This window comes from Agrobacterium sp. CFBP 3001 (assembly GCF_027871605.1).
Lineage (GTDB): Bacteria > Pseudomonadota > Alphaproteobacteria > Rhizobiales > Rhizobiaceae > Agrobacterium > Agrobacterium leguminum.
The window spans coordinates 61,398-78,319 of the sequence record NZ_JAQAHD010000015.1 but is presented as its reverse complement, the minus strand read 5'-3'; the positions used below and the strand labels follow the sequence as shown (position 1 = coordinate 78,319).

Genomic DNA, 16,922 nt, shown 5'->3' with positions numbered 1-16,922 from the left:
AGGCCCGAGGCCCCGGAATGTCGCCATTCGGGGGCCTCGGTAGGTTCTATGTCGGCTTATTTGCCGGCCGTCTGCATGGCATAGCCGTAGCTGTCATAGGTATATTCGGCGACGCGGAACCATTCGAAGCTCTCATCGCGGAACTTCTTCCAGCCCGGATAGATCTTGGCCCATGCGGGATGCTTCTGGGTGTACTCGTCATAAAGCTCGAAGGTCGCCTTATAGGCGGCGTCGAGCACATCGCGGGGCAGCGGGCGAAGCTGCGTGCCCTTGGAAACCAGCGAGCGGATCGCATCCTTGTTCTTGACGTCGTACAGCGCCTGCATGTTGATGTTGGCGGCCTTGCAGGCGGTGTCGAGCGCTGCCTTGTATTCATCAGGCAATGCTGCGTACTGGTCCTTGTTGACGAAGAAGTGGATCGTCAGTCCGCCTTCCCAGAATGCGGGATAATAGTAGTATGGCGCGATCTGGTAGAAGCCGAGCTTTTCGTCGTCATAGGGACCGACCCATTCCGCGGCATCAATGGTGCCCCGTTCCAGCGCCGGATAGATGTCGCCGCCCGGAAGCTGCTGCGGCACCGCGCCAAGCTTGGCGAGCACCTGTCCGGCGACGCCGGCAATACGCATCTTGAGGCCCTTGATATCCTCGAGGCTCTTGATCTCCTTGCGATACCAGCCGCCCATCTGGGCGCCCGTTGCTCCACCGGGAATGCCGATGACGCCGTAGTCGGAAAGGAATTCGTTGTAAGCCTCGTTGCCGCCGCCGTGGTAGAGCCATGCGTTCTGCTGGCGGGCGTTCAGGCCGAAGGGGATGGTCGAACCGATGGCGAATGTCGGATCTTTCCCGGTGAAATAATAGCCGCAGGTATGGGAAATCTCGACGGTATTGGCTTTTACGGCGTCGATGGCCTGGGCGCCGGGAACGATTTCACCGGCCTGGAAGACCTGGATTTCGAACTTTCCGCCTGTAATCGCCTTCAATGCATTGGCCATGACGACGGCGCCGCCATAGATCGTGTCCAGATTGTTCGGGAAGCCGGACGTGAGACGCCAGCGAACGGTTGGCAAAGACTGGGCTATGGCGGGTGTCGCAAGTGCCGAAGCAGCCGCAGCAGCCCCTGCAAGTACGCCGCCCGACAAGAGTTGTCTGCGACCTGGGTTGACCTTCATAGATTACCTCCTCCTATTGAACGTCAGCGATTTTTGTTGCGGCGGGCGCTTTTGCGCCCGGCCGATTGTCATGGGGTGGCCGGCTTTCCGAAGCTCGGTGCGCTGTTGCCGGGTGCCGAGAAAGGATTGGCGAAGGGATCGGCGTCCGTTCCCGCACTCGGCATGGGAACGTTGATATGGACGGACGAAGGATCCGCCACCTTGGCGCCTGACTTGTAGTGCATCACGATGCCGGGGAAGGCGATGATGATGACGACCATGGTCAGCTGGATGAACAGATAGGGAATGGCGCCCAGGTAGATCTGGGACGAGGTGACCGGCTGGATCGTCTGTCCCGTGATCCGATCCTTGTAGGCCCGCGTCGGTGCGACGGATCGCAGGAAGAACAGAGAGAAACCGAAGGGCGGGTGCATGAACGACGTCTGCATGTTGACCGCTAGCATCACGCCAAACCAGATCAGGTCGATGCCAAGCGCATCGGCGACCGGCGCCAGCAGCGGGATGATGATGAAGGCCAGCTCGAAATAATCGAGGAAGAAGGCCAGGAAAAAGACCAGCAGGTTGGCGACGATCAGGAAGCCGATCTCGCCGCCCGGGATCGATGTCATCAGATGCTCGACCCAGACGTGGCCGTTCACGCCATAGAAGGTCAGGGAAAAGACGCGCGCGCCGAGCAGGATGAGCAGCACGAAGGACGACAGCTTCGCCGTGGCGTGCAGCGACTGCTGGATCAGACCGAAATTGAGCTTGCGGTTGGCAAGCGCAAGGGCAAGCGCGCCGACAGCACCCATGGCACCGCCTTCCGTGGGGGTGGCGATCCCAAGGAAGATCGTGCCGAGCACGAGGAATATCAAGACGAGCGGCGGCACCAGCGAGGTGATGACCTTGAGCAGCAGCTTGGTGCCGCGCAGGGTCCGCGCCTCCAACGGCAGGGCCGGGACTTTCGTGGGGCTGATGATCGAGGTCACGATGATATAAAGCGCATAGGCCGCCACGAGCATGAGACCCGGAACGAGCGCGCCCTTGTACATGTCGCCCACCGAACGGCCAAGCTGGTCGGCGAGCACGATCAACACGAGGCTGGGCGGGATGATCTGCGCCAGCGTGCCGGAAGCCGCGATCGTGCCGGCGGCGACCTTGCGGTCATAACCATAGCGCAACATGATGGGAAGCGAGATGAGGCCCATCGAGATAACCGAGGCGGCGACGACGCCGGTGGTGGCGGCCAGAATTGCCCCGACGAAGATCACGGCAAACGCAATGCCGCCGCGGACCGGTCCAAACAGCTGGCCGATCGTGTCCAGCAAATCCTCCGCCATGCCGCTCTTTTCAAGAATGAGCCCCATGAAGGTGAAGAACGGTATCGCCAGCAGCGTTTCGTTCGACATCTGGCCGAATATGCGATCGGGAATGGCCTGGAACAGCGTCGCTGGCAGCAAGCCGAGTTCGATCCCGATGAAGCCGAAGAAAAAGCCGACAAAGGCTAGCGCGAAGGCCACGGGATAGCCGAGCAACAGCACGATGATGAGCGCCGCAAACATGATGGGCGCGAGATTTTCCGCAATGAATGCCATTGTTGTTTTTTCCTTCGATCAGAGCATTGCCGCCGCGGCGTCAGCCTCTGCAACGGGATCGGGGATATCGCCGCGCAGGATCGCGACACGCTTGATGAGTTCCGAAACGCCCTGGATGGCGAGAAGGCTGAAGCCAATCGGTATCAGCGCCCAGACCGGCCATTGAATGAGGCCGCCCGTGTTGTTTGAAACCTCACCGGAAGCAAGTTTCTGCAGAAACACCGGCCAGGAGAGATAGACCGTGATGAGGCAGAAGGGCATGAGAAAGAAAATGGTCCCGAGAATGTCGACCCACAGCTGTCCCTTGCGCGGAAGATTACCGTAGACCAGATCGACCTTCACATGCTCGTTGTTAAGAAGCGTGTAGGCGGCGGCGATCAGAAACACGGCGGAAAACAAATACCACTGCGATTCAAGCCAGGCGTTGGAACTCATCGAAAACGCCTTGCGCATGACGGCATTGATGGCGCTGATGAAAATGGCCGCGAGAAGCAGCCAGGAAATGCCTTTGCCAATGGCTGCATTGGCGGCATCGATGGCGCGCGAAACGGCCAACAGAAACTTCATGATATCCTCCCCGAAAGCGGCCGCGTACTCCTCAATACGTGTGTGACCGCCATAATTCGGGCAGGATAACCATGGGGGCCTGACGCTCAAGGGCGCGCGCCAGCGAATTTCCTGAGACGTACCGAGAACTGGGTATGGGCGAGATCAAAACCCGCACCCGGGCTTAATTTCGCCTCCTGCTGCCGGGCCGAATGCGTGGTTGCATGGTCGGCTGCGATGTCACTGTTTGGCTGCGGTCGCCTCTTTTACCGCCAGCTCCGCCATGGCGAGTGCCGCATCGCGGGTTCTGGCCGCCGCGACAAATCGGCCGTTGTGGCAGAAGCTCGCGCCTTCGACGCCGCAAACCGCTTCCAGATCTTTGTCCGTCAGGCCGGCCCAGGCCGCCGGCAAATCCGCCCGCAGTTCAAAGCCTTCGTCCGCGCGGCGGATGCCCGTCAGGCACCAGTCGTTGTTGCGTGGATGAACGACGAAGAGCAGATGGTCGGCTCCCGCCTTCTTGATGGCGGGCCGAAACGGCATTCCCATCGGCAGTTCCAGAATATGTCCCTCGCCGGCATCCACGATAGCCCGGCTCACGAGCGCTTCAGCCCGCAATTTCGCGGCGCTGTTGGCAATCTTTGCCTCCACGAAGCTGCGGGCGATGGCCAGCGCCGCGTGGAAACTGCGATTGTCCGCTTCGGGATCTGTCTCGTCGAAAACAGGTTTCAGAGTTTCCAGCAGGACGGGCAGGGTCAGCCCGGCGAGTGCCCCGGCGGTGGAGGGGCTGAGCGCGCCATTGTCGACCAGATCGATGGGCAGCACGAAGCTGGCATCGAAAGAGGCGTGAACGGTTTCGATATGGTCTTCAGGAACGCCAAAGGCGGCGAGATAATAGCGGCCGAAATGCTTCCAGATCAGTCCGAACGAACTATAGGGCTGACCGTCTTCGCGCAACGGCGCACCGCGCTGGTGGTGATCGAAGGCGCCTTTCGCCGCGTCATAAACACCGCCGACGTCGTAGACGACGCGGTCTGCGCCAGGTGCGATCCATTCGGGCGCCCTGCTCCGGATCAGGCGTGCCTGCGGGAAAAGCCGGGTCAGCACGACGCTCGACAGCAGTTCGTCGGCATGGAAGCCACCGGAATGGGTGACGAGGAAGTCCGGGATCATGTCAGGATGCGCCTTGTTGCTTGCGGAAGCTCCGCCTGGGAGTGGCACCTGATACCCTTTGCCGGACGGCATCTCAACCCGCCTTTCGCAATGGAGGCTAAAAGCAACGATATGCTGGACGTCGTGATCCGACGGAAAGTCGGTCTGTCACTCTGTTTCAAGCCGTCTTCAGGATCGACAGGTTGGGTGCCGACCGGTCATTTCCGCTCGTTTTCCAGCGATCAAAGGCGGCGCGTCCGAGAATGGCGACCGAGGTGTTCTCCTGGATGTCGTCGCTTGCCTCGGCAAGATATCCCGCCCTGTTGAGGTCCGCCGTGACCTGCGCGGTCACGTCATCCTGTCCAAGCGGAAAACGCCCGACTGTCACGATGCCCAATTGCGGCTCGCCGCGCACCACCCCCTTGCCGGTTTCGGTGAACCGCGCCTATCCCGTTTCATGAAGAGCCGATCTGAGCTTTCGGCAGGCGCGGCGATGAGATTGTGAGGGGCAGCGCTGTTGCGACCACCGGCACGATCAGTGCGGACCATGCTGCCCCGTAGCCGAGATGATCGACCAGAAGGCCGAATATATAGGGGCCGATTGCCATGACACCCAGGCAGATCGTGGAAGCGAAGGCGATCGTCGACGCTATTGAACCTTTCGGTGCGCTTTCGGCGATCTGAAGAAGGTAAAGTGGAAACCAACCGATCCCGAATATTCCCAGCACGACAAGCACGATGAGGATAATCGGCGTCGGAACGCCGATGGGCAGTGCCGCGAGGATTGCGGCAGCGCCTGCGGCAATGACGGATACCAGGCCGAAGGATTGCGTACGAAGGCCGGGCCGGAAACGGTCGCTGAGCCATGGCAGCAAAATCCGGCCGGGAATGCCCGCAAGCTGCGTTGCGGCAAACATGGACGATGCGGCAAAAAGGCCAAGCCCCAATCCATCCGCCATGAAGCCGATGACGTGCGCGGTGAGGGTGAATTGAAACGCGGACATGGCTATACCAAGCCGTAATAGGGGCCAGAAGCTCGAATTCTGCCCGACCTCGCGGGCGAGTCTTGCCAGGGGAAGCGGGCGCTCGGTTTTTGCGGCCACATCGCCTCCCTCGCGATAGAGACCCCAGAAGAGTGCGGCGCCCGTGACGGAAACACCGGCGCAGAGCCATGCTGCCGCATGCCATCCGTAACGAACCGCCATGAACGGGAGGAGGGCGGCCGCGATCATCGTTCCGAAAGGAACCGCGGCCTGCCGAAACCCTGTCGCTATGCCGCGTTTGGCAGGGGGGAACCAGCGCATGATCGCCCGCGTGCCGCCCGGTTGGACCGCAGCATAGGTGCCGCCCAGAAACGCGATGCACAAAAGCAGCGCCGGCAGGCTGTTTGCGAATGACGCCGCGCAGGCCATCGCGAGCGCCATGCCGAGCATGGCAATGCCGACAATGCGGCGCTCACCGTGAATATCGATGGCGCGGCCGAGCGTGAACATCGTCACGATCTGCACACCGTTCATGACGGTCACGGTCAGTGAAGCGGATGCGAGGGAGATGCCGAATGCTTCCCGCCAGAAGGGCACGAGGATGTAAATCCCCTGCGATACGAACGAGCCTGCGGTTTGCGTTGCGACGGCGACTGCGAGGACTGCCCAGATCCGGCGGTCGGTGGCGGGCGTGGGCGAGGTCGAGGAAATCTGTGAAGACACGAAAAGCTCCTATCGAGAGTTTTCGTGCAATAGCGCTCGCGAGAACCCGATAGAATTAGGGGCTTGCGCATTTCAGCGATAACAGCTTGTTATGCAAAACATGCGCTCATTGGATCCCGAGGCCGTCGAGGCTTTCCTTCTCGTTGCCGAATTGCAGTCTTTCACACGGGTTGCAGGCGTGATGAACACGTCACAGGCTGCGATATCGCTGCGCCTGCGCCGGCTTGAGGACATGCTGGGGCATCGTCTCGTCGAACGGACGCCGCGTCGCGTGCGTTTGACGGCGGCCGGCGAACGCTTTCTGGAGGCCGCGCGGGCTTATGTTGCGGCCGGCCGGCGTGCGCTCGATGTCTTTGGGCAGGAGCCGACCCGCCTCGCAATCGGTTTCACGCATCATTTGATCGGGGCCGATTTGCCCCGGATACTCCGGGTGATCAGCGAGCGTGAGACGAGCGTTACGCTTCATTTGCGCACCGCCGGCACCAGGACCCTGCTTGAGCTCTACGATGCCGGCGCGCTCGATGCGATCGTCGTGTTGCGGCATGATGATATCCGACGCGATGGCGAGTTGCTGTTTCAGGAAAGCTTCGGCTGGTACTGCAGCGCGGATTTCGATCTGCCTTCCAACCTGCCGGTGCCGCTGGTGCTTCAACCGGAGCCCTGCAATTTGCGAGCCATGGCCCTTCGGGCGCTGGAGGCGGCGGACATCGCCTGGCGTGAGGTATTCGTCGGAACCGGGGCAACGGCGGTGGGAGCGGCTGCCGAAGCCGGGATCGGCGTCGCACTGCTGGCGCGAAGTGTAGCGCCCGCCGGTCTGCGGGAGGTGAGGGAAGGCCTGCTCCCACAGCTTTCGAAACTGGACGTGGTGATGATTTCCGCGGTTACCGGCGATCACGCGAACGCGGTGCTGCGACGGATCACGCGGGCATTTCAGTCCCCACGAGCCTGAATGGCCTATTTTCGAATTTCATCTTCGACAACTCTGATCCACGCCGGCAAGGCTTCCGCATCGGAATGCCGGAACCACATATGTTTGACAGGACGAAAACAATGACCAAGCGTATCGAAGGCATCATTCCCGTGATGATCACCCCCTTCAGGGGCGACAAGATAGATTTCGAGGGCGTCGCCAATCTCGTGGAATGGTACATTGCCAATGGATCGGACGCGCTGTTTGCCGTTTGCCAGTCTTCCGAGATGATGTTCCTCAGCCTCGAGGAGCGCGTGGAACTGGCTGCTTTTGTTAAGAAGGCCGCAGCCGGCCGCATTCCCGTCATTGCCTCGGGCCATATCAGCGAGACGCTTGAGGATCAGCAGAAAGAGCTCAATGCCATCGCGCAGACGGGCGTTGACGGCATGGTGCTTGTCACCAACCGGCTCGATGCCCGGCAGGAGGGCAACTCGAAGTTTCTCGACGATCTCGGCTGGCTTCTCGAGCGTCTGCCTTCCGACCTGCCGCTTGGTCTCTACGAATGCCCGGCGCCCTATCGCCGTCTCATGACCGATGCCGAAATTTCCTTCTGCGCCAATAGCGGTCGTTTCGTTATCCTGAAGGATGTCTCCTGTGATCTTGAAACGGTCAAGCGGCGTGTAGCGCTCACCGCGAATACGCCGCTCGCCATCGTCAACGCCAATGCGGCAATTGCATTCGACGCCATGAAAGCGGGATCGCGCGGTTTCACCGGGGTCTTCACCAATTTCCATCCCGATCTCTACAAATGGCTGCTGACGGAAGCCGGCCGGCAACCGGAACTGGCTGACGAGCTGTCGGTCTATCTGGCGCTCGCCGCCATGGCGGAGCCTATGGGCTATCCCAAACTGGCGAAGCTCTATCACCAGCGCCTCGGCACCATAAGCGACATCGAAAGCCGTGCGGTGACGTTCGATATTCAGGAGCGTTTCTGGGCGATAGAGGCTCTTCTGGACAAGATCATGCAGGGCACGGAGGAATTCCGGCGGCGCATATCCAGATAGCGGCTTCCCCTGTTATCAACAGGGAGGCCAATGGGGAAAGAGTTCTGGCGGCCACGGCATGTCATGCCCAGCCTTTCAGCGCCCGCCCGGAATAATAGCTGGGCGTGGTGGCGCGGTAGATCGGTATGCTGGCGGCGCCCAGATGAGGCAGGTCGCTCATGATCGATTTGCGCATTTCCGGCGGCTCGACGAAAAAATCTTCGCCGAGTATGTCCAGAGAACCGATACGCCGCACGATATGTTCGAGAATCCAGTCCGGCAGCGATCCACCGAAAATGATGGCTGCCGGATCCATCGTACGGGCGACCGTCAGTGAAAGAAGGCGAAGCTGATCCGTTGCCCGCTCCAGCCACGACACCACGGCGGGATGGTCGGCATAACTCTCGTCAATGTCCTTCAGGCGCCGAATGCCGATGCCTTGAGCAGCCAGAGTGTCGCAGAGGTCCTGCCCCGAGGGGCGGGGATGGGATTTTGGAAACAGTCCGCCGAACTCGCCGGCATTGCCATTGGTGCCGCGATAGAGATGGCGCTGCACCACCAGGGCGCCACCGATGCCATATGTCAGCCAGATCATCGCGAAATTGCGAATATTGCGGCCTGCACCATAATAGAGTTCGGAAAGAATGACGGTGTTGCCGTCATTTTCGTGAAAGACCGGGAAATCGAAATAGGGCTGGAAGTCCTTTTCGACGTCGATATCGCGCCAGCTTTCGAACTGCTTGATGCGGAAGACATGGCCGCGATCCCTCTTGAAATGGCCGGGAAAGCTGATACCGCAGCCCAGCACATCTTTCTTTTTTATCTTCGCTTTTTCAATGACTTGCCGGGCGGATGCCTCGGCCATCTCCATAATATGCTCGAAACTGTGCCCTTCCAGTTCCGATCTGATTTCCTGCCTTATTGTGCCGTTGAGATCGGCCACGCAGACCCGTAGATCGTCTGGATTGAAGTAGACCCCCAGGGTGAAAAGCCCGTTCGGATTGATCTCGATGGCGGTGGAGGGTTTCCCCCGTTTACCGTCATTGCGGGCTTCCTCCGCCTCGAGGATGAGGCCGGATTCCAGGAGATTGGCCGTCAGGCGGGTAAGGGTGGGTGCGGAAACATCCATCTCCCGCGCCAGTTCGATGCGCGACATGCCTCCCTTGCCGCGCAAAATCTCGAGCAGACGCCGCTCATTGTAGCCGAGATCGATCAAAAAAGTCTCCCGCGAGAAATTATGCCGGATGATTAGCGAAAATTACGCGATTGTACACCGCGTTTCGCCGGAAATCCCGCCATTGAAATTGGGTGGCTGTAAGTAAAAATCAGGAAATAATGTGTTTTTTCAATATGATATTTTATTGTCATATTCAAAATAAATTTCGGCTTGACTAATTAATTTACATAAAGAAAATAAATAGCGGACAGCGGGTGGCGACGGCAAAATCAAAAAGAAATCATGTCGCAGGGCCGGTCTGTCAGGGAACAAAAAAACGGAGCCCCCTTATGCGTCAATCATGCACTATTTTCGCGCGCCTTTTTGCCGGCGCGACTTTCCTTGCCAGCGCGGCTTTCGCTCATGCGGAAGGTACCGTCGTGGTCTATTCCGCCGCCCCGCAGCAGCTCATGGACGAGTTGCTGCCCATGTTCGAAAAGAAAACCGGCACCAAGGTCGAGCTTGTCAAAGCCGGGTCCGGCGAGCTGATGAACCGCATCAAGGCGGAGAGCGGCAAGGCGGCGGGCGATGTGATCTGGAGCGTCGACGGGACGGTTATCGATTTCTCCGCCGACCTTTTCGAGCCATACAAGCCGGTTGAGGCTGCATCGATCAACCCTGCCTTTTCACCGAGCGCGAACTGGGTGCCTTTCACGGCTGTCGTCACGGCCTTTATCGTCAATAAAGAAGCCCTGAAAGGCGCTCCTGTTCCGACCTCCTGGGCCGATCTTGCAAAGCCGGAATATAAGGGCCTGATTTCGTCGGCCCGCGCCGATCAGTCCGGCTCGGCCTATATTCAGATGGCAACGGTATTGCAGGATTTCGACAGCGAGGAAAAAGGCTGGGAAATTTATACCGGCATCCTCGGCAACTCGGTTCTTTCCACCTCTTCAGGCGCGGTGCCGCGTTTCGTCAACGATGGCGAGCAGGCCGTTGGCATTACGCTGGAAGATGCCGCGCTGCGCTACAAGCTCGGCAGCGCGCCGGTCGAAATCGTTTATCCGAAAGAGGGTACGGCAATTGCGCCTGACGGCATGGCACTCGTCAAGGGAGCGCCGAATGCCGACAATGGCAAGGCCTTCATCGATTTCATCGTCTCCAAGGAAGCGCAGGAAGTCGTCGTGAAGGCGGGTCGTCGCTCGGTTCGAACCGATGTTCCCGCCAATCCGGCACTCGTTCCGCTTTCCGATGTTCCAGACGCGAAATACGATTTCAAGTGGGCTGCGGACAATCGCGCGCGCCTGATGGAAAAGTGGAACGAGACATTGCTCGACGTTCAATAAGATAATTGCCGGGGACGGCGCAGAAGCGGCCGCCCCCCTTTATCCCGTTCACAATTCGCTTTTCGTTTTGTCCAGCGTGGTCACGGGCCGTGCAGGATTTGTCATGGAGCAGCACATGGCCGCCGTGGAAATTACCAGCATAAAAAAGAGTTACCGGGATGTCGTTGCCCTTTCCGACATCAATATCTCCATCCCCTCGGGTTCGTTCTTTACGCTTCTCGGTCCGAGCGGATGCGGCAAGACGACCCTCCTGCGCACGATTGCCGGGTTTCACCAGCAGGATAGCGGCAGCATCAGTATCGAAAGACAGGCGATCGAACATGTGCCTGCGCACAAGCGCGATGTCGGTATGGTTTTTCAGGATTATGCGGTCTTTCCGCATATTTCCGTATTCGACAACATCGCCTTCGGTTTGAAGCAGCGCAAGGCATCTTCCACCGAGATTCGCGAACGCGTCGGCAAGATTCTCGATATCGTGCAGCTCGCTCCCTACGCCAAGCGCATGCCGCATGAATTATCCGGCGGTCAGCAGCAGCGCGTCGGTCTGGCGCGAGCGCTCGTCATCAATCCGAAAGTGCTGTTGATGGATGAGCCATTATCCAACCTCGATGCGAAACTGCGCGTGGACCTGCGGCGCGAGCTGCGCGAAATCCAGCAGGCCATGAACATTACCACGGTTTATGTGACCCACGATCAGGAGGAGGCGCTTGCCATGTCCGATCTGGTCTGTGTGATGTATGGCGGCGTCATCCAGCAGGCAGCTGCACCCTGGGAGGTTTATAACAATCCCGCCAACCGTTTCGTCGCCTCCTTCGTGGGTGCGAACAATTTCCTGACGCTGGATCGTTCGGGCGGACAGACCTCCATTTCCGGGCACGTGGTGGCGCTACCGCAGGTCGACGCCATTGCGCCGCAACGAACGGTCGTTGCCGCCATCCGTCCCGAAGCGATTACCGTTGGCTCGCCCGCGACCGAAGATGAACGCCGCATCGAACTGCCTGTCACCATAAGGCAGGTCAGCTTCACCGGTCGCGAGATGAATGTTGCCGCGGTACTGTCGTCGGGAGAGGAAATCGAGGCGATCACCAAGCCGTCGCCCGATATCATCGCCCTTCAGCCCGGCCAGAAAACGGTTTTCTCCTGGTCTGCGGGCGATACCAAGCTCTTCGGTGAGGGCGTTACCGGGGAGCGCCTGTCATGACGGATATGACCGCGACCGCAACGACGGGCGGCTTCCGCCTGAGACTGCCAGGCTTCTGGACCAGCGTGACGGCATTTGCCGTTGTCATATTGGCGATCTTTTTGATCCTGCCCATTTTCAGCGTGTTCTTCATCAGCTTCTTCGACGCCAAGACGGGTGATTTCGGTTTCGGCAACTATGTTCAAGTGCTGACGCGGCGTTTTTATACCGTGGCATTGTGGAACACGCTTGTCATCGGCGTGCTCGGCATGTTGGGGGCCTGCCTGCTCGGTATTCCGCTTGCCTTCTGCACCTCGCGTTACCGCATAAAGGGCCGCACCTTCATTGCGACTTTCGCTGTGCTGGTTCTGTGCGCACCGCCCTTCATCGGCGCCTATGCCTGGATCATGCTGTTCGGCGCCAACGGCGCGGTTACCAATCTCCTGTCTTTCGCCGGTATTTCATTGCCGACGATTTATGGGATACCTGGCATCGTGATGGTCTTCAGCCTGAAGTTCTTTCCCTATATCTTCCTGATGACGGAAAATGCGCTGAACACCATCAACAAATCCTATGAGGATGCGGCGGAAAACCTCGGCTGCACGGCGTTCCAACGGTTCCGCAAGATCACCTTGCCGCTGGTCTTTCCGGCAGTCAGCACCGGCGCGATCATCTGCTTCGTATTGTCGATCGCAGACTTCGGAACGCCGGCAATCCTCGGCAAGGGCATCAGGACGCTCTCGACCATCGCCTATGCGCAATACACCTCCGAAATGGCCGGCACGCCGACCATGGCAGTCACGATTTCCATGGTGATGATTGCGATTTCCATGGCCGCACTTCTCTTGCAGCGGCAGATTCTCGCCAAGCGCCGTTATGCCAGCTCATTGACGAACCGGCCGGTAAAGCGCTCCATGCGCCCGCTGAAATCGTTTATCGTGCACGGTTTCTGCTATCTGGTCGTCTTTGTTGCCATGCTGCCGTCTCTCACGGTCATCTACACATCGTTCCTCGCAACGAACGGTCCCGTTTTCACCGGCGGTTTCGGGTTGGACAGCTATGCCCGCATTCTCCGCGATTCACCGCAGGCGATTGCCAACAGCTTCACCTTTGCGCTTGCCGCGGTGGTGTTGATCGCCATCGTTTCCGGCCTGCTCTCTTTCATCGTTGTCAGGCGAGACAATGCAGTATCAGGCTCGCTCGATCTTCTATTGATGGTGCCCTATCTGATACCCGGTGTCGTCATGGCGATCGGTTACGTCACGACGTTCCGTTATCCGCCTTTCGACATTACCGGCACGGCATTGATCATCATCCTGCTGGTGTTTATCCGCCGCCTGCCTTACGGCGTCCGCTCCACCACCTCGATCCTGCGGCAGATCAAGCCTTCCATCGAGGAGGCCGCGGTCAATCTCGGCGCTTCGCCGGCAAAGACGTTCATATCGGTGACGGTGCCGCTGATGTTGCCGGGGCTCATCATCGGTTCCTTGATGAGCTTCATCACCGCCATCAACGAATTGTCCTCGACGCTGATCCTCTATACGGCGCGGACGATTACGATGCCGGTCCTGATCTATATTCAGGTGATTGACGGCGAGTTCGGCACGGCAGCCGCACTTTCGACGCTGCTTCTCGTCAGCACCGGACTTTGCGTCTTCGTCGTCTTCCGGCTTTCGGAAGACAAGGAAGCCTCTTTCGTCTGAAGCCATCAAATATCATTCAAAACTACAGCAGCGGCGACCCCATGTGTCGCCGCCAGCCTCCCTCTGCAAGGACACCAGAAAGATGAATATCGCGAGCTTTTCGCAATCGAAATACAAGAACGCCGCAAAGCCGGGGGACGATGTGGCGCTTCTCATTCCCGGACGGGTTCTGGCCGTTTTCGACGGCGCGACCGACCCGACCGGAGCAAGTTACGGCGGGCTGAGTTCCGGCCGCATTGCGGCCCTTGCCGCCGCCAATGCCGTGGCTGAGATGAGCCTTGACGGCAGGCTGGAAACACTCGCCGCGCCCGCGCTTTTTCAGAATATCAGCGATATCCTGAAAAAGGAGGCGCAGCGCATCAATGCCGGCCATCCGCCATCAACCACCCTGGCGATCGTCGCGGATATGGGCGACAGCTTCCGCCTGCTGCTTGCTGGCGATTCCGGCGTCAGGATCAACGGCACCCGTCTGTTTCAGCACACAAAGCTTATCGATACGGTAAGCACTTCGGCGCGTATATTCGTGTTCAAACAGCTTCTCGCCGCCATCGGCGATGGCGACGCGGCCGAGGCGCGCACGCGCGCGACGATCTTCTCAGGCCTGCGTTCGGCTGTCGCAAACGGTATCCTGACGGCGCGGGATGCGGAAAATGTCGTTATTGCCGCGGCCGGGATGAGCGGCCTTGAGAACGACATTGAAACGGTCGAGGAATTCCTGATGGGTGGAATCCGTGTCCAGCCGCAATTCGCAAACCGGCATGGGCATGTATTGTGTTACGCCTCGGTGAATGGCGGAACAGTTATGCAGGAGGGGACGGTTGACGTCCGCATCGCCAAAGACGGGCTCTCGAGTGTTGAAATATTCTCCGACGGCTATTTGTCCCTGCCGGCGGGGACGGATGTTACGGCCTGGGAAGCGGAATTCGCGCGTGTCGAGGCGGCGGATTTTCACAAGCTGCGTGAGTATCCGTCCGTCAAAGGCTCGACAACGGCGGAATTCAGCGATGACAGGACCGTCATTTGCCTCAACCTGGTTCAAGTGTAGTCCAGTGTAACAACCTCATGGGAACCGGCCGACATCGCATATCGATGTCGGCATCATTCGCGGTCGGTCAGCTTGAGATGTTTGCTGACGGAAACGGTCATGCCACGCCGGCTGACGCCAAGCTTCGCGTAGATGTTCTTCAGGTGGAATTTCACGGTCGCTTCCGAAAGGCCGAGATCGCGGGCCATTTCCTTGTTGCTGCGGCCTTCGGAGAGAAGTTTCAAAACGGTGGTTTCCCGCCCGCTCAGCAGTCCGGCGGAATGTGTTGCGCCGTCGTCATTACCGCCCAGCGGCATCACCATGCGTGGCTGGCGGCCAAGGCCGTGTCCGACGATGCGGCTTATGAATTCCATCGCGTTCGGGCTAAATATCTTCAGCCCGAAACGGCGCACAATGTGGTGGCAAGATAGTGCCGGCGCAATGGCTTTTCGCGAAGGGTGTGGTTGACGAAGACTATGTCGCGGCGCAGGGAACGTACCTTGGCCGCCACGGCCGCATTTATCTGACCCGCGACGATGCCGGCCAGATATGGGTTGGCGGCGAAACGCGCACGCATGTCGAAGGCCGGTTGCATGGCCTTTGAAAAGACAGACGAAAACGAGGTGAATTTGATGACTAGCAGTGTTTACCGCCCCATTTCCGAACGCGTATTGGCGGATGATTGGGGACGGCTGACCAAGTATGAGTATGAACTTCAGCTGAGGGACGGAAGCTGGCAACGGCAGACCCGGGAGGCATATGATCGCGGCAACGGCGCGACATGCCTTTTGTACAATCCGGCAAGCGACAATGTGCTGCTGACCCGCCAGTTCCGGTTGCCGGTGCTTTTGAATGGCGGTCTGGAATCGCTGATCGAGACACCGGCGGGGCTGCTGGAAGGCGCTGAACCGGCGACGCGCATGCGTGCGGAACTGATCGAGGAAACCGGTTATGAGGTTTCCGAACTTACGCATCTGTTCGATATCTATATGAGCCCCGGATCGGTCACGGAATATCTCGCCTTTTTCTACGGCGAATATGCCGAGAAACATAAGGTCGGGGCAGGTGGCGGTTCAGCGGACGAGGGCGAAGACATCGACGTGCTGGAAATCGCCTTGCCCGAGGCGATGCGGATGATCGGCCGCGGCGATATTCGCGATGCCAAGACGATCATTCTGATCCAGCATCTCGCCATCCAGCTCTTGCAGGAAAAGATCACGGCACGCTGATCCCCATCCAATGCCTCCATTAAGGGAACCGGCGCAATCACTTCAGAAAGGGAGGCGCCGGCTTTGATCGCTTGCCTATGGGCGCGCGCATCGGACATACTGCCCCTTGAACCACAAAGGCCAAGGGCAAGACGAAGCCAGAGACTTGGAGCTGGATCGCGGAGCCATGCGAGAAGATTGAGCCCATGAATACGCGATTCCTCGAAACTTTTCTCTGGGCTGCCCGATTGAGCAGCTTTTCGGCAGCCGCGGAACGTTTGCACACAACGCAAGCATCGGTATCCAACCGGATCGCCGCTTTGGAGCGGGAGCTTGGTGTCGTGCTGTTCACGCGCGATGTGCGCTGCGTCAACCTGACGCCCGCGGGTCGTCTGGCGCTGCAACATGCCGAAAAGATCGTCAACCTCACCGGCGAGTTCCGGCAGATCGTCAGTAACCGCGAGGCGCTGAGGGGTACGGTGCGGATCGGTGCCGCCGATACGATCGTTTATGCCTGGCTGCCGCTGCTCATCCGCCGAGTGAACGAACAATATCCCGGTGTCAGCCTCGATCTGACCATCGATACCAGCTTGAAACTCTCGCAGCGCATTCAGAACGGCGAGGTGGATGTCGGTTTCATCATGGGGCCGATCATGGCTGCGGATATTTATAATTCACCGCTCTGTACATTCGAATCCTGCTGGGTCGGCGCCGTCGAGCTGCCGCTGCCGGAAACCGGTGTCACGCTTGAAGATATCGCGCATTTTCCGCTGCTTACCTTCTCGACCGGCTCACAGCCGCATCAGGCCTTGCGGGCGCTTCTCGATTCCCATGGACTGTCCGACAGCCGCATCTACAATTCCAATTCGCTGTCGATCATGACGCGCCTTGTGGCCACGGCTGTCGGGGTAGGCGCCTTGCCGCGCGTTTTGGTGGATGGCATCATCAAATCGGGCGAAGCGCGTATTCTCGACATCACACCGGCGGTGCCGCCTCTTACCTTCCACACGGTTTATCAGGAGCGCGGCGACAATGCGCTTGCCCGTGCCATTGCCGACATGGCGACGGAAATCGTCAGTGAAACCACCACGCAATGGATGACGGCCGCAGCTTAAATTTTATGCTGCAACGCAAAATGATTAATCTATAAGCTTACCTTATGGGTTTCGATAGAGTTTTTCCGTTTGTCAGGAAAACAGTTCCCGTTCTTA

Annotated in this window: 16 protein-coding genes and 1 pseudogene; 9 read left to right on the top strand and 8 right to left on the bottom strand. The window is 58.9% G+C overall.

All coding sequences use genetic code 11. From position 1 onward, the window contains the following. Nucleotides 1-56: 56 nt before the first annotated feature. The 6 genes from PH605_RS18275 to PH605_RS18250 all read right to left on the bottom strand — a co-directional run bounded on the left by PH605_RS18275 (nt 57) and on the right by PH605_RS18250 (nt 6,144). On the bottom strand, nt 57-1,169 hold the full coding sequence (locus PH605_RS18275; protein ID WP_065654906.1) for a TRAP transporter substrate-binding protein: 1,113 nt from the start codon (nt 1,167-1,169) through the stop codon (nt 57-59). Nucleotides 1,170-1,237: 68 nt separating this feature from the next. Beyond that, nucleotides 1,238-2,743: a TRAP transporter large permease gene (locus PH605_RS18270; protein ID WP_065654907.1), complete on the bottom strand. Its 1,506-nt coding sequence runs from the start codon at nt 2,741-2,743 to the stop codon at nt 1,238-1,240. 18 nt (nt 2,744-2,761) lie between these two features. Next, nucleotides 2,762-3,310 carry a TRAP transporter small permease subunit gene (locus PH605_RS18265; protein ID WP_059761233.1) on the bottom strand — a complete coding sequence of 183 codons (549 nt, stop codon included), beginning with the start codon at nt 3,308-3,310 and terminating at the stop codon, nt 2,762-2,764. Nucleotides 3,311-3,529: 219 nt separating this feature from the next. Continuing rightward, nucleotides 3,530-4,459, bottom strand: a complete 930-nt coding sequence (locus PH605_RS18260; protein WP_142845644.1) for an MYG1 family protein — start codon at nt 4,457-4,459, stop codon at nt 3,530-3,532. A 157-nt stretch (nt 4,460-4,616) separates the two neighbouring features. Then, nucleotides 4,617-4,835 carry a hypothetical protein gene (locus PH605_RS18255; protein WP_420868477.1) on the bottom strand — a complete coding sequence of 73 codons (219 nt, stop codon included), beginning with the start codon at nt 4,833-4,835 and terminating at the stop codon, nt 4,617-4,619. A 58-nt stretch (nt 4,836-4,893) separates the two neighbouring features. Then, nucleotides 4,894-6,144 (bottom strand): MFS transporter, encoded by a 1,251-nt coding sequence (locus tag PH605_RS18250; RefSeq protein WP_142845643.1) that lies wholly within the window; start codon nt 6,142-6,144, stop codon nt 4,894-4,896. Between the two features lie 91 nt (nt 6,145-6,235). Here PH605_RS18250 and PH605_RS18245 point away from each other — a divergent pair, with 91 nt between their 5' ends. Together PH605_RS18245 and PH605_RS18240 are read left to right on the top strand one after the other, a co-directional pair. Then, nucleotides 6,236-7,093, top strand: a complete 858-nt coding sequence (locus PH605_RS18245) for a LysR family transcriptional regulator (protein ID WP_142845642.1) — start codon at nt 6,236-6,238, stop codon at nt 7,091-7,093. A 101-nt stretch (nt 7,094-7,194) separates the two neighbouring features. Continuing rightward, a complete protein-coding gene (locus PH605_RS18240; RefSeq protein WP_080857775.1) occupies nt 7,195-8,118 on the top strand; it encodes a dihydrodipicolinate synthase family protein in 924 nt (307 codons plus the stop codon). Nucleotides 8,119-8,179: 61 nt separating this feature from the next. Here PH605_RS18240 and PH605_RS18235 read toward each other — a convergent pair whose 3' ends face one another. Continuing rightward, on the bottom strand, nt 8,180-9,313 hold the full coding sequence (locus tag PH605_RS18235) for an ROK family transcriptional regulator (RefSeq protein WP_142845641.1): 1,134 nt from the start codon (nt 9,311-9,313) through the stop codon (nt 8,180-8,182). A 290-nt stretch (nt 9,314-9,603) separates the two neighbouring features. On the opposite strand from PH605_RS18235, the gene PH605_RS18230 reads away from it, so the two are divergent. The 4 genes from PH605_RS18230 (at nt 9,604) to PH605_RS18215 (ending at nt 14,524) form a co-directional block, all read left to right on the top strand. Beyond that, on the top strand, nt 9,604-10,596 hold the full coding sequence (locus PH605_RS18230; RefSeq protein WP_080857777.1) for an ABC transporter substrate-binding protein: 993 nt from the start codon (nt 9,604-9,606) through the stop codon (nt 10,594-10,596). Nucleotides 10,597-10,699: 103 nt separating this feature from the next. Continuing rightward, the gene (locus tag PH605_RS18225; protein WP_236781219.1) at nt 10,700-11,797 is read left to right on the top strand and encodes an ABC transporter ATP-binding protein; all 1,098 of its coding nucleotides are present in this window, start codon (nt 10,700-10,702) and stop codon (nt 11,795-11,797) included. Next, nucleotides 11,794-13,479 (top strand): ABC transporter permease, encoded by a 1,686-nt coding sequence (locus PH605_RS18220; RefSeq protein ID WP_078052877.1) that lies wholly within the window; start codon nt 11,794-11,796, stop codon nt 13,477-13,479. Before PH605_RS18225 ends, PH605_RS18220 begins: the two co-directional genes overlap by 4 nt. A gap of 82 nt (nt 13,480-13,561) precedes the next feature. Beyond that, nucleotides 13,562-14,524 (top strand): hypothetical protein, encoded by a 963-nt coding sequence (locus PH605_RS18215; protein ID WP_142845640.1) that lies wholly within the window; start codon nt 13,562-13,564, stop codon nt 14,522-14,524. Nucleotides 14,525-14,577: 53 nt separating this feature from the next. Here the strand turns inward: PH605_RS18215 and PH605_RS18210 are convergent, their stop codons facing one another. Further along, the gene (locus PH605_RS18210; protein WP_236781220.1) at nt 14,578-14,877 is read right to left on the bottom strand and encodes a response regulator transcription factor; all 300 of its coding nucleotides are present in this window, start codon (nt 14,875-14,877) and stop codon (nt 14,578-14,580) included. 62 nt (nt 14,878-14,939) lie between these two features. Here PH605_RS18210 and PH605_RS25350 point away from each other — a divergent pair. The 3 genes and pseudogenes from PH605_RS25350 to PH605_RS18195 all read left to right on the top strand — a co-directional run. Beyond that, nucleotides 14,940-15,107: pseudogene (locus PH605_RS25350) on the top strand (phenazine biosynthesis protein PhzF); the annotation flags it as partial. Between the two features lie 28 nt (nt 15,108-15,135). Then, nucleotides 15,136-15,732 (top strand): NUDIX domain-containing protein, encoded by a 597-nt coding sequence (locus PH605_RS18200; protein ID WP_142845639.1) that lies wholly within the window; start codon nt 15,136-15,138, stop codon nt 15,730-15,732. A gap of 185 nt (nt 15,733-15,917) precedes the next feature. Next, nucleotides 15,918-16,826, top strand: coding sequence for a LysR family transcriptional regulator (locus tag PH605_RS18195; RefSeq protein WP_142845638.1), 909 nt, complete (start codon nt 15,918-15,920; stop codon nt 16,824-16,826). Nucleotides 16,827-16,922: the final 96 nt, after the last annotated feature.

Excerpts from the sequence above, each read along its gene's own strand:
- PH605_RS18275 (WP_065654906.1), bottom strand. The coding sequence starts at position 1,169 with ATGAAGGTCAACCCAGGTCGCAGACAACTCTTGTCGGGCGGCGTACTT.
- PH605_RS18270 (WP_065654907.1), bottom strand. The coding sequence starts at position 2,743 with ATGGCATTCATTGCGGAAAATCTCGCGCCCATCATGTTTGCGGCGCTC.
- PH605_RS18265 (WP_059761233.1), bottom strand. The coding sequence starts at position 3,310 with ATGAAGTTTCTGTTGGCCGTTTCGCGCGCCATCGATGCCGCCAATGCA.
- PH605_RS18260 (WP_142845644.1), bottom strand. The coding sequence starts at position 4,459 with ATGATCCCGGACTTCCTCGTCACCCATTCCGGTGGCTTCCATGCCGAC.
- PH605_RS18245 (WP_142845642.1), top strand. The coding sequence starts at position 6,236 with ATGCAAAACATGCGCTCATTGGATCCCGAGGCCGTCGAGGCTTTCCTT.
- PH605_RS18240 (WP_080857775.1), top strand. The coding sequence starts at position 7,195 with ATGACCAAGCGTATCGAAGGCATCATTCCCGTGATGATCACCCCCTTC.
- PH605_RS18230 (WP_080857777.1), top strand. The coding sequence starts at position 9,604 with ATGCGTCAATCATGCACTATTTTCGCGCGCCTTTTTGCCGGCGCGACT.
- PH605_RS18225 (WP_236781219.1), top strand. The coding sequence starts at position 10,700 with ATGGAGCAGCACATGGCCGCCGTGGAAATTACCAGCATAAAAAAGAGT.
- PH605_RS18220 (WP_078052877.1), top strand. The coding sequence starts at position 11,794 with ATGACGGATATGACCGCGACCGCAACGACGGGCGGCTTCCGCCTGAGA.
- PH605_RS18215 (WP_142845640.1), top strand. The coding sequence starts at position 13,562 with ATGAATATCGCGAGCTTTTCGCAATCGAAATACAAGAACGCCGCAAAG.
- PH605_RS18210 (WP_236781220.1), bottom strand. The coding sequence starts at position 14,877 with ATGGAATTCATAAGCCGCATCGTCGGACACGGCCTTGGCCGCCAGCCA.
- PH605_RS18200 (WP_142845639.1), top strand. The coding sequence starts at position 15,136 with ATGACTAGCAGTGTTTACCGCCCCATTTCCGAACGCGTATTGGCGGAT.
- PH605_RS18195 (WP_142845638.1), top strand. The coding sequence starts at position 15,918 with ATGAATACGCGATTCCTCGAAACTTTTCTCTGGGCTGCCCGATTGAGC.